General features: G+C 41.6%; 17 protein-coding genes. 7 read left to right on the forward strand and 10 right to left on the reverse strand.

All coding sequences use genetic code 11. The features are described from left to right. Positions 1 to 621: 621 nt before the first annotated feature. Entirely contained in the window at positions 622 to 999 is a 378-nt protein-coding gene (locus AC6IZ0_RS15655; protein WP_497723780.1) for a DUF1823 family protein, read from the reverse strand. Positions 1,000 to 1,338: 339 nt separating this feature from the next. On the opposite strand from AC6IZ0_RS15655, the gene AC6IZ0_RS15660 reads away from it, so the two are divergent. Then, a complete protein-coding gene (locus AC6IZ0_RS15660; RefSeq protein ID WP_497723781.1) occupies positions 1,339 to 1,641 on the forward strand; it encodes an acylphosphatase in 303 nt (100 codons plus the stop codon). Positions 1,642 to 1,685: 44 nt separating this feature from the next. Here AC6IZ0_RS15660 and AC6IZ0_RS15665 read toward each other — a convergent pair whose 3' ends face one another. Then, positions 1,686 to 2,672, reverse strand: a complete 987-nt coding sequence (locus tag AC6IZ0_RS15665) for a zinc-dependent alcohol dehydrogenase family protein (protein ID WP_497723782.1) — start codon at positions 2,670 to 2,672, stop codon at positions 1,686 to 1,688. 448 nt (positions 2,673 to 3,120) lie between these two features. On the opposite strand from AC6IZ0_RS15665, the gene AC6IZ0_RS15670 reads away from it, so the two are divergent. Continuing rightward, positions 3,121 to 5,229, forward strand: a complete 2,109-nt coding sequence (locus AC6IZ0_RS15670; protein WP_497723783.1) for a M3 family metallopeptidase — start codon at positions 3,121 to 3,123, stop codon at positions 5,227 to 5,229. Positions 5,230 to 5,744: 515 nt separating this feature from the next. Next, entirely contained in the window at positions 5,745 to 6,596 is an 852-nt protein-coding gene (locus AC6IZ0_RS15675) for a universal stress protein (RefSeq protein WP_271731638.1), read from the forward strand. A gap of 63 nt (positions 6,597 to 6,659) precedes the next feature. Here AC6IZ0_RS15675 and psbM read toward each other — a convergent pair whose 3' ends face one another. From psbM to AC6IZ0_RS15700, 5 genes are all read right to left on the reverse strand, one after another. Then, a complete protein-coding gene (gene psbM, locus AC6IZ0_RS15680) occupies positions 6,660 to 6,776 on the reverse strand; it encodes a photosystem II reaction center protein PsbM (RefSeq protein WP_271731637.1) in 117 nt (38 codons plus the stop codon). 115 nt (positions 6,777 to 6,891) lie between these two features. Beyond that, complete coding sequence (locus tag AC6IZ0_RS15685) at positions 6,892 to 7,188, reverse strand: 2Fe-2S iron-sulfur cluster-binding protein (RefSeq protein WP_271731635.1); 297 nt, start codon at positions 7,186 to 7,188, stop codon at positions 6,892 to 6,894. Positions 7,189 to 7,381: 193 nt separating this feature from the next. Continuing rightward, positions 7,382 to 7,519, reverse strand: coding sequence for a photosystem II reaction center protein K (locus AC6IZ0_RS15690; protein WP_010995059.1), 138 nt, complete (start codon positions 7,517 to 7,519; stop codon positions 7,382 to 7,384). Between the two features lie 130 nt (positions 7,520 to 7,649). Next, the gene (tgt, locus tag AC6IZ0_RS15695; RefSeq protein ID WP_497723786.1) at positions 7,650 to 8,753 is read right to left on the reverse strand and encodes a tRNA guanosine(34) transglycosylase Tgt; all 1,104 of its coding nucleotides are present in this window, start codon (positions 8,751 to 8,753) and stop codon (positions 7,650 to 7,652) included. Positions 8,754 to 8,875: 122 nt separating this feature from the next. Next, a complete protein-coding gene (locus tag AC6IZ0_RS15700; RefSeq protein ID WP_497723787.1) occupies positions 8,876 to 9,325 on the reverse strand; it encodes a hypothetical protein in 450 nt (149 codons plus the stop codon). Between the two features lie 173 nt (positions 9,326 to 9,498). On the opposite strand from AC6IZ0_RS15700, the gene cobS reads away from it, so the two are divergent. Then, positions 9,499 to 10,269, forward strand: a complete 771-nt coding sequence (cobS, locus tag AC6IZ0_RS15705) for an adenosylcobinamide-GDP ribazoletransferase (protein ID WP_497723788.1) — start codon at positions 9,499 to 9,501, stop codon at positions 10,267 to 10,269. A gap of 10 nt (positions 10,270 to 10,279) precedes the next feature. On the opposite strand, the gene AC6IZ0_RS15710 is transcribed toward cobS, so the two are convergent. After that, a complete protein-coding gene (locus tag AC6IZ0_RS15710; protein WP_271731627.1) occupies positions 10,280 to 10,738 on the reverse strand; it encodes a PPC domain-containing protein in 459 nt (152 codons plus the stop codon). A gap of 54 nt (positions 10,739 to 10,792) precedes the next feature. Further along, positions 10,793 to 11,491: a ComF family protein gene (locus AC6IZ0_RS15715; protein WP_497723789.1), complete on the reverse strand. Its 699-nt coding sequence runs from the start codon at positions 11,489 to 11,491 to the stop codon at positions 10,793 to 10,795. Between the two features lie 355 nt (positions 11,492 to 11,846). Here AC6IZ0_RS15715 and AC6IZ0_RS15720 point away from each other — a divergent pair, with 355 nt between their 5' ends. Together AC6IZ0_RS15720 and AC6IZ0_RS15725 are read left to right on the forward strand one after the other, a co-directional pair. Further along, positions 11,847 to 12,197: a PadR family transcriptional regulator gene (locus AC6IZ0_RS15720; RefSeq protein ID WP_271731624.1), complete on the forward strand. Its 351-nt coding sequence runs from the start codon at positions 11,847 to 11,849 to the stop codon at positions 12,195 to 12,197. A 53-nt stretch (positions 12,198 to 12,250) separates the two neighbouring features. Continuing rightward, a complete protein-coding gene (locus tag AC6IZ0_RS15725; RefSeq protein ID WP_271731623.1) occupies positions 12,251 to 12,784 on the forward strand; it encodes a cofactor assembly of complex C subunit B in 534 nt (177 codons plus the stop codon). A 374-nt stretch (positions 12,785 to 13,158) separates the two neighbouring features. Here the strand turns inward: AC6IZ0_RS15725 and AC6IZ0_RS15730 are convergent, their stop codons facing one another. Further along, positions 13,159 to 13,476, reverse strand: coding sequence for a DUF3155 domain-containing protein (locus AC6IZ0_RS15730; RefSeq protein ID WP_271731621.1), 318 nt, complete (start codon positions 13,474 to 13,476; stop codon positions 13,159 to 13,161). 265 nt (positions 13,477 to 13,741) lie between these two features. Between AC6IZ0_RS15730 and AC6IZ0_RS15735 the strand changes: the two genes are divergently transcribed. Continuing rightward, positions 13,742 to 15,082 (forward strand): sensor histidine kinase, encoded by a 1,341-nt coding sequence (locus AC6IZ0_RS15735; RefSeq protein ID WP_497723790.1) that lies wholly within the window; start codon positions 13,742 to 13,744, stop codon positions 15,080 to 15,082. Positions 15,083 to 15,306: the final 224 nt, after the last annotated feature.

Genomic DNA, 15,306 nt, shown 5'->3' on the forward strand with positions numbered 1-15,306 from the left:
TTGTTGTGTTTTCATCACTTTCAGCCATGAGCTTGATTGCGCGATCGCATTTTCGTTATAAACACCATTTTGTAGTTGAACAGTTATGGGAATTTATGTATCATCACCCTGGTTCATAGAGATTTCTTGCTCATTCCAAAAAAAAAGGAGCCTCATTAACAGGCTCCCTGATTATAAGGTGCAAACAAAATCTATTCAATGGCGATCGCCATGAAATTATTTATTAATTTCATTAACAAATCTTGATATGAATACTTTCTCAATGATGAATAAACTCTTCACTCAACCTTGATAGGTATTCATAACATTTTACATATATGAAGTAAGATTAACCAGTGCAATTCCCTCTGATTAGATACACTTATACAATAGTACAGTTTTTACTATATCTCACTGCAATTTAACAATTAAATCATTTTTTTATTTTTATTTTTTGAGAGAATTAAAAAAAAATGATTAATTTAAATTTTCTGAAACTTCCCACACCCAAATCCAGCTCTTAAAGTCATAGCTTGGGTGGCGTAGCTATACCTGACCTACAAGTAAGATGGTTATCAAACCAGAGTTATACATGGGGACTGTCACAAGAACATGGTTTTTACTCTTATTTTTATCATAAATTTACTCAATGCTACCCTGAGTTTCTTGCAAATAACTTAATAACCAATTCGCGGCCGTTGCTCTGCGAGTCTGTCGGGGACCAAATTCACCAATTTTGTAACCTTTAAAACCCAATTTTTCTTTCAAAATTTGTTTATTGTCTTTAGGAATGGCACGAGTTAATTTTACCGTTGCTGGGCGGCTATCAATGAAATCAGGTGGTTCTGGGTAATCATCTCGCCATTCTGATGTGACTCCGCTGTTATCCCATTTAGCAATTGAAGAGTCATAGCGATAACCTAAATAGTGCCATACTAATTGATTGACTATGGCATCACCAATTTTATCATCAAGAATAGCCCAGATAGTTTCTGTATTCAGTGGCGGCAAGTTAGACATGATCTATTCAAATTTTACAGTTGACCTGTGAGCAGATTAAATATTGGTCAGCAGTTGTAGTTAAACTGAGAGAATCCTACAAACTAGACTAATCTTATCGCTTTTTACAAATATTTAAAGATTATCAGTATCTTCTTGACACTCCGCGCACTCATATGATGGAGATTCTCGGTTCATTCGGCCTCCCTAGGGACTAAATCAATACAAGCATCTAGCCTTGTGGGATAGATCCACAAGCTGACAATGCACCTCATTTCAAGGTTGGGGTCTGCGGAGAAGCCGATGCCACAAGAGTTAGAATTATTGAGGTTATAGTTTAAATGGGGGACAATTCAGTTTATGCCGAATCCTACACCACTACCCAAGATAGTCCGCGCCCATGTATTTATTTCCGGTCGAGTGCAAGGAGTAGGCTATCGCTATGCTACCGTCGATACAGCGACTCAGTTGGGATTAACCGGTTGGGTGCGGAATCTTCCCGATAACCGTGTAGAAGCAGTTTTTGAAGGGGCGCGGGTGGTTGTAGAACAGATGGTTCGCTGGTGTCACACTGGACCACCTGCTGCAGTGGTCAAAGATGTTGTGCTTGAGTATGAAAAACCTCAAGGTTTGCGGGGGTTTGAACTTAAGCCTTTGGATTGAACTCTCCCAGACCGCAGTTAAAAAAGCTGTGGGGAAATGAGTAATCAATTCACTGCCAATACAACCGAACCTGTAATTTTGCCACTACGTAGGGCATATAAAGCTTGATTTGCTTCAGCTAGAGGAAAAGAATTAACTTCGGTGTGGATGGGGATTTTCGGTGCTATAGCCAGAAATTCTTCTCCATCTTGGCGAGTTAAATTCGCCACCGATCGCAAAACTCTTTCTTGCCAGAGGATTTCATAGGGAAAAGCCGGAATATCACTCATGTGAATACCAGCACAAACAACAATACCACCTTTAGCTACTGCACGCAAGGCAGCTGGAACTAATTTTCCTACAGGAGCAAAGATAATTGCTGCATCCAAGGGTTCTGGCGGTAAGATGTTGGAATTTCCAGACCAAGTTGCACCTAATTGACGGGCAAACTCTTGTCCCTGAATATCTCCTGGACGGGTAAAGGCGAAAACTTGTCTGCCATGATAACGAGCCAGTTGAATCAAAATGTGGGCAGATGAACCAAAACCATAAAAACCCAGTTTTTCAGCATCACCAGTCATGCTGTAAGCGCGATAGCCAATTAAACCACCACATAATAGAGGTGCTGCTTGTAAGTCAGGATAGCTGGGGTCTAGGGTAAAACAAAAACGGTGGTCAGCTACGGTATAATCTGCATAACCACCATCTAAGTTATAACCCGTAAACTCAGCATAATCGCAAAGATTTTCACGATTAGAAACACAGTAACGGCAGTAATTACAAGTATGGCCGAGCCAAGGAACACCCACACGTTGACCGATATGAAAATTAACAACACTATCACCTTTGGCCTCAACGGTACCGACAATTTGATGTCCTGGGATTAAAGGTAGTTTTGGATGAGTTAATTCGCCATCTACTATATGTAAATCCGTGCGACACACAGCACAGGCATGAACACGAATCAGCACTTGCTCAGAATTGGGTTTTGGTACTGGTAACTCAACTAGGCGTAGAGGTTGGCGCGGCGCATCCAAAATCATTGCACGCATAGGTAATTATATGGTCAAAATTTTCTGTATTTATATGGTATGGGCAATTCATGAATTGACCCTAGCTCTAGAGATGGAGATAATTTTCCCCCATGCTTCCCAGGTTTCTAACTCTTTTGTAAATTCTATTGACTTTTTATAAAGTATTCGTTACACTTGTTTACATAAGTTAGCAAATACCTCAAACCATTTTAAGTAAATCAGTATCAATCAAGTTGCTTTGGACTTGAGCTAAAATTTCGCTTCTTAGTATTGTTGTATCTAAATCGTCATTCTTACTTCTGTGAATCAGAAACCTCAGTTGCCAAGCTGAGGTTTTTTGTTGCTTACTGAGCTTTAATTTAGATTTTGTTAATATATTGGCATTTTCTTGCGGCTAAATCACGCAGCGATCGCTACATTAGAAAATACATGACGAGATTTATTGATAGGTGACTCACACAAAACCATGAGTGAAAATGTAACTATTTCTCAAAACCCTTTACTTAAAGGTTCTGGCTTACCCCCCTTTCAGGACATTCAACCAGAGCAAGTAATACCAGCCTTCGGGCAGCTACTGGCCGAACTTGACCAGAAGCTAACTATTTTAGAAACTAATATCGAACTTACTTGGAAAGGCTTAGTAGAACCACTAGAAAAGCTCACAGAACAGCTCAACTGGACTTGGGGCATAGTTGGCCATTTAATGGGTGTCAAGAATAGCCCTGAACTAAGGACAGCATATGAAAGCGTACAACCACAAGTAGTACAGTTTCTTAACAAGCTTGGTCAAAGCCAATCAATTTACAATGGTCTCAAGGCACTGCGCGCCAGTGAGAACTGGGCTACCTTAGAATCAGCCCAACAGCGAATTGTAGAAGCCGCCATCAGAGATGCCGAACTTTCCGGTGTGGGCTTACAACCAGAAGCGAGAGAGCGTTTTAACACCATCCAAATGGAGTTAGCAGAACTAGCTACCAAATTCTCAAACCATGTCCTAGATGCGACTAAAGCCTTTAGCTTAACCCTGACTAAAAAAGCAGAAATTGACGGCTTACCCGATAGCTTATTGAGTTTAGCAGCACAGGCTGCCCGTGATGCGGGAGATGAAAACGCCACCCCAGAAAATGGCCCTTGGCGGATTACTTTAGACTTTCCCAGCTATGGGCCATTCATGCAGCACAGCACCCGGCGAGATTTACGGGAAAAACTCTATAAAGCTTATATAACTCGTGCTTCATCCGGAGAGTTAAATAATCAGGCGCTAATTGAGCGTACCTTGGAGTTGCGCCAAGAATTAGCCAAATTACTAGGCTTTGAAAATTATGCTGAGTTGAGTTTAGCCAGTAAAATGGCTCCCAATGTGACAGCAGTTGAGGCACTATTAGAAGAACTACGTCAAGCCAGTTATGATGCTGCCGTTAAAGACTTAGAAGAACTCAAAGCCTTTGCTTCCTCTAAGAAAGCAGCGGAAGCCGAGAATTTACAACACTGGGACACCAGCTTCTGGTCAGAACGTCAACGGGAAGAAAAATTTGCCTTCACCGCCGAAGAATTACGTCCTTATTTTCCCCTACCCCAAGTCTTAGATGGCTTATTTGGACTGGTGAAGCGGTTGTTTGGTGTCACTGTCACTCCCGCCGATGGTCAAGCCCCAGTCTGGCATGAGAATGTACGTTATTTCCAAATTGCTGATGAAAGTGGTAGTCCCCTAGCTTACTTCTACCTAGACCCCTACAGCCGCCCGGCAGAAAAACGCGGTGGTGCTTGGATGGATGTATGTATTAATCGCAGCAAAATAACTGAGAATGGTGTGACATCGATTCGTTTACCAGTCGCCTATTTGGTATGTAACCAAACTCCTCCTGTGGATGGTAAGCCTAGTTTGATGACTTTCTATGAAGTAGAAACTTTATTTCATGAATTTGGCCATGGCTTGCAGCATATGCTCACCAAAGTAGACTATACTGGAGCCGCAGGTATTAATAATGTAGAATGGGATGCTGTGGAACTACCCAGTCAGTTCATGGAAAACTGGTGCTATGAGCGACCAACTTTGTTTGGTATGGCAAAGCATTATCAAACGGGTGCAGCCCTACCAGAGCATTATTACCAAAAACTCCTGGCAGCACGTAACTATATGAGTGGTAGTGTGATGTTGCGGCAAATTCACTTTAGCAGTGTCGATTTAGAACTACACTATCGTTATCGGCCTGGTAGTGGGGAAACAGCCGCAGATGTGCGTCATCGCATTGCCAAAACTACTACAGTTTTATCACCACTACCAGAAGATGCTTTTTTATGTGCCTTCGGACACATTTTTGCTGGGGGTTATGCCGCAGGTTATTACAGTTATAAGTGGGCTGAGGTATTGAGTGCTGACGCATTTGCCGCTTTTGAAGAAGCTGGTTTAGAGGATGAACAGGCGATAAAAGCCACAGGTAGACGTTACCGTGATACGGTACTGGCTCTAGGTGGTAGTCAACATCCTATGAAGGTGTTTGAATCTTTCCGAGGTCGTCAACCCAGTACAGTGTCTTTACTCAAGCATACTGGTTTATTACCAGATGCAGCTTAGTGACATCCCGGCAGTTCTTCTCATCTACAAGGGTGTGTTAGCCGATGGCATAACATACCCTTGGTCAAATTGATATGATAGTTAACTTGTCTACATCTGTGTTCATCTGTGGTTAATTATTTCCCCCCAATACCTGAATTGAGTTAAAAAATGGTAGGTAAATTCTGATGACAAATCCAGATATATAGTTATATGAAAATGATTGGCAATACTTAAGTATTGCCAATAGTTGAGAAATATTAACATAGATTATTAAAAAAAATAACTAAGATAATAGTTTATAAACTTTATTACGCTAAATTAAAACTATACCCAGCCTAGTATAAATTTATGTAAATCAGAGCCAAAAAACTCAAGATTAATTAACTATCTGTCACTTTTTCCAGTGACAATGGTCATTAATTAAAAGTTTGTACCGACTTACTGACTAGGTTGTTTGTGCTGAAGTTGAAATGTTCAACTCAGCCAACTAATAAGAGTAAACACCATAGGAACTTTAACGGCGAGAAGTAACAATGATTGCAAGAATTTTACTAGCAGTTTCTGGCTTAGGCCACGCAGAAGAAATGCTGAAAGTCTTAAAAGAGATGCCCTCAATTAAATCTGCCAAAGTGACGGTTCTCCATGTTGTACCTTCCCAAAGTACTGCGGCTGCTATGACAGATAAATGGGAAGAGGGCGGTAAAATCTTAGCTAGTGCTATTCAATCTCTCAATTTAGACCCTAGTCAGGTGTCTTCCATTCTGCGACAAGGTGACCCCAAAGACCTGGTTTGTCAGGTAGCAGATGAAATTGATGCTGACTTGATTATTATGGGTTCACGGGGACTGAAACGCCTACAATCCATTTTATCTAATTCAGTTAGTCAGTATGTTTTCCAGCTATCTTCTCGCCCTATGTTGCTGGTCAAAGACGACATTTATGTGAAGAGAATTAAGCGCGTTATGGTGGCCATGGATAACTCCGAGCCAGCCAAAAAATGCTTAAGTTTGGCGCTATTTTTGTTACGAGATATCCCCGGTAGTCAGTTAATTTTAACCAATATTACTACAGATTTACGTACCAAACAATCTCAGGTCACTGAAATTACCCCAGATAAAAATTCCAATTTGGCATGGGCGGTGGCTGAAGCGCAAAAGTACGGTGTACAAACTCGTTGTTTCACTAGTAGCGGTAAACCAGGTGAAGAAATTTGCCGCATAGCAGAAGAGTTAAATATAGATTTATTATTGCTCGGTTCTCCAGACCGCCGCCCATCCGTGGCTAAGAGTTTTGTGGATATAGACAGACTCATCGGTGCTTCTTTGTCTGACTATGTTCGAGTTCATGCAACTTGTCCTGTGTTGTTGGCGCGGACTGTCGCCTAACATCAGGTCAATAAAGAACCCCCGCACCAGTGGTGTTGGGGTTCTTGGTGTTATGCACAAATATCAAGAATCTTTTCCACCTTCACGGCTAGCAGTTTGGATGTAAAGAATTATTAAAAACACTGCGGGCACTAGAACGAACAGAATGCTCGCTACGAACCCTAGGTCATTCACTTGCATAGCAAGAAAGCCTCTCTTTAATTTTAGTTTTTAGTGAACAATTTTAGAATAGCATTATCGATGCCAGTGTTACCTCAAATTTTTTTTACGTCGCGTTGGTCTGAAAATTTAAATGTTAAGGTTTGGTGACTACACTCACAGGTCCATTGACTAGGGTTTGACAGGCCAGGCGGTAATTATCAGGTTTTTTCTTAAATTTGCGGTTCTCTACATCTGTGCGGGGGGAAAGATTTTCTATTCCTTCGACTATCTCCACAATGCAGGTGCCACACTGACCATTGCCGCCGCAATTGGTCATTTTACCAATAAATTTATATATGTCAATGCCATTTTGCATGGCTTTGAGCCGAAGATTAGCCCCATCCGCTGCTATTACTTCTTGGTTTTCTTTGACAAATTTGATGTTACCCATGGCTTATTTATACCTTTTTGACTGTAGGCGTTTTTTTATAAAGCTGATTTTGGCATAGAGCGCCCACACTATCTTACTTAATTTCTGTCCAAATATTACAAAATACTAAGGGATATCAAGTTTAGAAAAGAAAAAACTGCCAAATAAATAGGACAGGTAGGATACCTGTCCCAAAAATTGGTCATAGGTTGGCTTACCTGAAACCAACAGCTGCTTGCCATACAAACGCCAGCAACAAGAAAAAGACGGGAATAATGGGGAGAACATCTACCAAAGGATCGAAAATTTGGTAAGCTTCAGGCAATTTGGCTAATAACAATGCTGCTTCCATGTTTGTTTAAATCCACCTATCTAACACAGACTTCATAATTGAAGTGTATCTTAACATGGTTTGGGGATGGGGTATTTAATATTTTTAGATAGCAAAATTCTTTCCTGGGTTCCCATTCCCCATTTTCTCCCTAGTTAAGCCATTGTGCGAATTCCCTGGCAAAGCGATCGCTTAATATTGCTTCACGAATCTTCTGGGTAAAGCGAATTAACTCCGTAATGTTGTGAATACTCAACAACGTGTAGCCTAATATTTCCTGCGATCGCACTAAATGAGAGATGTAAGCACGGCTAAAATTTTGACAAGCATAACAAGAGCAAGTTTCATCTAATGGTGCATAATCTTCACGAAACTTAGCATTCTTTAAATTCCAGCGTTCCCCTTGCACAATTGCTGTACCGTGTCGCGCCCAACGGGTAGGAATCACACAATCAAATAAATCTACACCAGAAGCGATGGCAATAGCCATTTCCCGATAAGTACCCACACCCATCAAATAACGAGGCTTTTCCGGTGGTAATAGTGGCGCTGTAGTGCGCACAATATCAGCCATGAGTTCAGGTGGTTCTCCCACACTCACACCACCAATAGCGTATCCCGGTAAATCCAACTCAGCTAAAGCCTCAGCCGCTTGGACGCGTAAATCCAGATACACCCCACCTTGGACGATACCAAACAAAGCTTGATCACTGCGTTGATGAAAAGAAATACAGCGTTCTAGCCAACGATAAGTCCTCTGAGTCGCCGCTTGTACATCTTCGCGGGTAGCTGGATAAGGGGGACATTCATCAAAAGCCATGATCACATCAGCCCCTAGAGTATTTTGGATCTCTATAGAGCGTTCCGGTGTTAAATGAATAATTTGCCCATCATGAGGTGAGCGAAAAGTTACACCATCTTCAGAAATTTTCCGCATTTCGCTCAAGCTGAATACTTGAAACCCACCGGAATCTGTGAGCATTCGTCGATTCCAGCCCATAAATTTGTGTAACCCACCACCTCCAGCGACAATTCTCTCCCCTGGTTGCAGATGGAGATGATAAGTATTAGAAAGTATCATCTGCGCCCCAGTACTCATTAACTGTTCTGGGGTAACAGTTTTGACATTCGCCAGAGTCCCCACTGGCATAAATCTTGGGGTTTCCACAGATCCATGAGGGGTCATAAACACCCCGGCCCTGGCTTTTGTCTGGCTACATTGAGCCAGGGATTGAAAAGAAAAATTTTGACTCAAAGTAAAAGTAATGCTATTCCGCTAAATGTATAAACAAAAACCCGAAATCCTGGCAATTGATTCTTCATGAACACTTAAGGACTCACAAATAAACCATTACCAATTTTTTGAGTATATGCTAATCAAAAGGAGTCGGAACCATCATCGTCAATTTCCGCATCCCATTTAGCGGAGAAAACCTGCTCCATCATTGCTTCTATGGCGTTGAAATTCAAGTTGCGTTCTTTTCGCTCTTGTAAGGGAGTCGAAAGGGGAATGGACCGTAAACACATATGTTCTTGGAACAAATCAAAGTAAGTTTGTTGTTGCGGGGACTGTTTAAGTTCAAGGTAATCAAAGCTATCAAGATTTAAGTAAAGCGCACAGTTAGCAACGACTGTAGACCTTTGGGGATTAACAAAAACTTCCATCACATCTCCCTCACCCTCGCTCTGTAAGCCTTCTTGGGTGTAGATATAGCGGACTCGCCCTAAATCAGACAGCAATCGTCGCATATCAAGCTTATTTACAATTATTCCCGTATTAACAATACACGGAGCTGGTATCCTGGTGTGCGGTAGATGGTGACTCATAGGAAAATAGGAGATAAGCAAAGGTCAGGTATAAAAAAGCGAAACTGTGACTTGAACAGCCTGTGGCCTGCTTTTGAAAAAATATCAATTTTGGAGGGCTAATGTCTAATACAGTCTAGGGTAATTTATTAGTTGCCGAATGCAAAATCTAATTCTTTATATTAAGTAATAGGATGAATCAACCTCAGTGGTGGAAAAGATTATTCTTTCATGTATTTGCCAGTATTACTTTTTATACAGCTATTCCTCTACCTTATATCAATGGGTTAGACTTCCGCAGAGCAGCGTATTTTGCCCCCCTGGTAGGGGTGATGATTGGCGGAGTTTTAGGGCTATGTGATACCGCGATGAATCATCTGGGGATACCAGTACTAACTCGTAGCGCTTTAGTAGTAGTTATCTGGATTGCTATTACTGGAGGATTGCACTTAGATGGGGCCATGGATACTGCTGATGGTTTAGCGGTGGCTAACCCAGAAAAACGCTTAGAAGTGATGACAGATAGTGCTACAGGGGCTTTTGGGGCTATGGCGGGTCTGGCAGTAATATTACTCAAAACCACAGCTTTAACGGATATTTTAGACCACCGTTGCCTAGTGCTGATGGCAGCTTGTGGATGGGGACGCTGGGGACAACAACTCGCCATCGCCCGGTATCCTTACCTCAAACCCACTGGTAAAGGCGCATTTCACAAACAAGCCATTCGTTCATATCCCGATTTATTACCAGGACTGTTTTTACTCTTGAGCTTGAGTGTGTTAATGAGTTTATTCCATAGCAAGTATCTATTTTTTGCCCTCAGTATGAGCGGGGTGGGAAGTGCGATCGCTCTCCTGACCGGTTTATGGTTCCATTATCAATTAGGCGGACACACAGGAGATACTTATGGCGCGGTAGTTGAGTGGACAGAAGCCTTATTTCTCTGTGTTCTCACCATTTTTTAAGATTTTTTAATTACTTCACCGCTTGCAGTTTTGTTACCTTCAGTTCAAAAAGTCCCACCCCAGTTTCCCCAAAGGAGCGGACGCGGATAATATACTTTCCTGTTTCCTGAATGCGGGTAAACAGTAAGGAATTGGTAGTACCATCAGGTCCATCATCATTTTCCGCCACTGTGGCTCCATTAGGTCCCAAGAGTGTAATGACGGTATCAAAACTCTCAGAATTCAAATCAATCACTAGCTTATCACCCTTATTCAGGTTGACTATATAATCCCGGCCAAAGCCACCTTGTCCCGTGGGGATATCTTTTTCTGAAAGGGTATCGGACAGTTCAGTACTGGGAGTTATAGGAATAGGATTATACAATTCGTTTTGAGCATATCCCACAGTTGTATTTATGCCTATGACCAACAAGGTGGTAGGAATCATCATTAGTTCTCTTAAACCCACCAGAAAAGCTTTACTAATCATTAGTGTTCTCACAAAACAGGTCGCCACATTTAGGATAGATGGATGAAAGTAACTTTACCTATCAACTTTGAGGTATTTGTCTTTGACCGCAGTAGTAACAGCGGCTAAACCTAAGACAGGAATACCATCCTGATTGAGTGTTTGCACAGCAGACCTGAGGGTGGCACCAGTGGTATAAATATCGTCAACTAACAATATGGGGACATTTATACGACGACTGTGTAATTCTCTCCCAACGCTAAATGCTGACGCTAAGTTACTTTCTCGTTGCGATGCTGATAACCCAAATTGTGCCTCAGTTTCCTGCACTCTTTTTAAACCATTGGCTAGCAATTTTAACCCAGTTGTTTGACAGAAACTTTCAGCTATGAGTGCAGCTTGGTTATAACCGCGTTTTTTTTGCTTATTGGGATGGAGTGGTATGGGGACGACTACAGGGTGTGGTTTACTTTTCGATACATTTGATAACAACCATGCTTCGCCTAACCATTGACCTAACGGACGGGCAATTTGCGGTTGATTTTCATATTTCATCACCGCGATCGCTCGTTTGACAATACCGCCATAGACTCCCCAAGCAAATACAGGTATTGCTTGTTGCCATAAAGCAGCAGGATCCCCGTGCTGGCAATTTTTAAGTTGCTTAATACAATAAGGGCAAAATTCTCCAGATGTCGTTCTTTGGCATAAAAGACAACTTGATTGGAGAAACAGGTTGAGAAAGTTGTTAAAATTTTGCTTCCAGGTTGGCATTTCCAGAATGGGAGAACTTAGACTTTGATATGGTTAACTTTTACAGACAAAGTATAATTTTACTTGTAAAATTTATTTCATGGCATTTTATGCTTGAGGAGTTATAACCAGTGTGGCATCACTTAACACTAGGAAAGTGACCAGTCCATGTCCACAAGACTGATAACTTGAGTAGGAACATATTATTTGACGCTCCCAAAACTTACACAATCCTCTCACGACTTCAGCTACGTGAGTAAGGTCTGTAATGTTTAAGCTTGAAAAACCCTGCCAAGGTTGCCAGTAGCACTATATACTGTCTACCAGGACTGTAGATATCACTATTATCAGGCATTTTTTAGCCATTCACTAAACCATGAAACTTGAGGATATATATCAATTCTTTGAGGATCCTCCGCCAGCTTATCTCTGTCAGGAACTAGCAGTTTGTTACATTCTGTACGTTTTAATACAACATGAATCCTATGGCACTGAATTGATCCAGCGACTAGAAACTGAATACCCAGACTATCGACTTTCGGATACCGTACTTTATAGTGCGATCAAATTTCTCGAAGACGAAAAGGCTATTACTGGGTATTGGAAGAAACTCGACGGGCGAGGAAGGCCCAGAAGGATGTACGAACTTTCTCCACAATGGCAAGAACAGTCGCAAAAGTTGGCCCATCTTTGGCAAGATTACATAAAGGAAAGGAAAAATTCATGAATATTTGCTCATAAATTCAGTCTCATCCTATGAAAACAATAATAATTTTAGTTATGAATAATGCAATTGTGCCATCTACGCTCTTGCTCACTTTGTTGTTATCCGTGGGTCTATTTTTCTTTATTCGGGCCTCAACCAAAGACCGCACAACAAAAGCAGAACTTGTATCTGAACAAGACGAAGCTGCTTTAATGCCGAAAGTTAAGGAGTATTTTCGCCAGCGTTCTTACCAAGTAGTCGCCATAGATAGAGAAAAGAATCAAGTGATTTTCGAAGGTTTTGTTCAACCCAGCTTATTTTTAGCCCTGTTTTTAACGCTGTTAGCATCTGCTGGTATGGCTTGTCTAGCATTGGTTTTGTCGCTACTTTTTCCGAACTTTGGCAATTGGTTTCTGGGATTGCTACTATTGTCACCTTTAAGCGGTGTATTTTATTGGCAAAAAGCTGGAAGAATTGAGAAGGTATCCTTGCACATAGAAGAAGCAACCCAGGATAAACTAGGGTTTATAAGTAAACTAACTATAATTGCCCATCGAGATGAACTCATGGAGTTCCAGAGGGCTTTACAGTTAGAATCCGCTGATTGATCACAGCAAGTAGGAAAAGCTAACCGGGATATAAATCTTCCCTACGAAATTGGAGCGCAGGGAAAGGATTATATCCGGTTACAGAGCCTCTTCGGCAATCCATTGCAGGAGAAGGCGACTCAAGTCTCAGGGGATGTGTTTTGCTCTATCTCACTCTCCTGTAGAGCATTTGAATAGAAACAAACCTATACAAACCAATGTTTGAGCCGAAGTTAATTTCTCCATACAGTCGAATTAACTGGACTCCATATCGATGTACTAGCAACTTAGTCAGAAACTAAAAAAAAACGAAAATTTTTCATAAACTGAACCACTTTACCAGTTAAATGATTGACGGAACTCACATTCCATATCTAAAGAGAACCATGAAGAATTCAGCGGCTAGCCACAGCCGCTGGCTCCACACCTGTCGGAGATTCTAATGACCGCAGGCTGGGAAACAAGAAATGGTTTTCTTCTACGTATTGAGCACCAAACAGCCCCTTCTCTGCCCAGAAATAACGGTCTGTGGTATGCTCATTTCGCTTGACAAGTAGCAATGCGGGTGGGGCAATGCCTTCAGCTTGAATAAATTTTCTTGCTGCTGTGACAGGTTTTTCTTCGCCACTTTCAATGCTATATTGAGGCACGTGTTCTAGAATCCGTCGTCCTTCTTGACGACGACGACTTTTCCGCTTCCGTCTTCTAGCCAAAGTATTTTCCTCCTCTTTCAAGCTATAGATTGTAGTTATAGCTACAAAATCAGTGGCAATTATATAAGTTCTAGTTTAAAATATCAAGAGTTTTTAAAGTTTCGATACACAGAAGTAAAACATGAAATTTGTAAAGCATATAATTCCCTAGTGCAAAGCATCACCCAAAAGATTTAGTTAAGCTTTATTTAAAGAGGGATAAAAAATAAAGCAATGCTTTTCTATCTTCCCTGAAATTCTGTAATCCTGAGCAAAAGCTAAAAAAATGTTAATGTCTGCCAGTTCAGATTTTGTTGCTCTATGCCGAGAGCAAATAGCACTGCTAGCCGAAGGGCTGGGAGCATCATTATGTGTTGTTTATCTAACAGAAGAACTGGTAGATGCTCCTGCTGGTAAAGCGAAACTCATTCCTGTGGTGGTTTACCCGGAGACTGCAGTATTACCTCGAGGGAAAGAAATGACGGGAGCAAGACTTGGCGATGTTTTGGTCAGACATGACCAACAGGGTAAGTTATTGCCAGAGGGTACAGGATCAAGGATTTCATTAGACGAGACAAGGAAAGCAGATGCACAAAAAGCAAATTTACACGAGGAATCTCGACTCAGTGAACACCAAATTGTCCTACCTCTGATTCATCAAGGTGTGATGATGGGTCTATTGATTACAGGTAGAGAAGATAGGGACTGGAATCAACACGAACAAAGCGAAATTGAAAAAATCCTGCAAACCATAGCCATCGCGTGTTTCCTAGACCAACGTCGAGCCTGGTTACAGCATCAGCTACATCAACAACAAATTCTGCAAGCACAGCAGCGAGATTTGCTTGATAACCTACTACACCAGTTTCGTAACCCATTGACCGCCTTGCGCACCTTCGGCAAACTGCTATTAAAACGCCTGCGTCCAGGTGATCCCAACCGAGACGTAGGAACTAATATTGTCAGGGAAAGCGATCGCCTCGAAGAATTACTGCGACAGTTCGAGCAAGTAATTGATTGGACAGAGGGTAATTTCGCCCCCTTGTCATTGCCTGAAAACGAAGTATTTGTGGAAGCAACTGTCGAAAAACAACCCAAACCCGTACTCTTATTGCCAGGAATAGGAGAGAAAAACATTGATTGCTTTGTAGTTGACTTATTAACACCATTATTGGTATCAGCTCAAGCAATAGCACAGGAGCGTCATCTAGAACTCATAACCGAAATTCCCGCCCACTTGTCCCCGGTAAAGGCTAACGTCAAAGCATTACCAGAAGTATTCAGCAATATTATTGATAATGCTCTAAAATACACTCCTCATGGTGGCAAAATAGTCATTCAATTAGGGCAAGAAAAACCTAATTTTCAGGGAATCGCTATTAGTAATACCGGCGCAGGAATTCCACCACAAGACTTAGCCCATTTGGGAGAACGCCATTATCGGGGAGTGCAAGCCCAAAGTGAAATTCCTGGTAGTGGTTTGGGACTAGCGATCGCCAAACAATTAATAGAACAAATGGAGGGCGAAATGGAAATTTTCAGCCCTGCAATTAACTCGAGTCTGGTTTCACCCCATACACCGGGCACTACATTTATAATTTGGTTACCAATCACTAATCGCCAATGATTATCTGCTATATAAAACCTAGACAAAGCTAGACTTTACTTTCTACTTCAACGGGAGCATGGGAGCGGTTATCCCTTAGTAGACTTGCACGCCTTAGCCAGACGCGATATTTCTCTTAAGATTGACAAGAAAGACTACCGCTATCATTGCTTGGTTTTCGCGTTGGCAATAGTCTTAATTCAATACTTGATATCGTAGGATTATATATCAAGTGGGCGATTTTC

Source organism: Anabaenopsis sp. NIES-4685 (assembly GCF_059725405.1).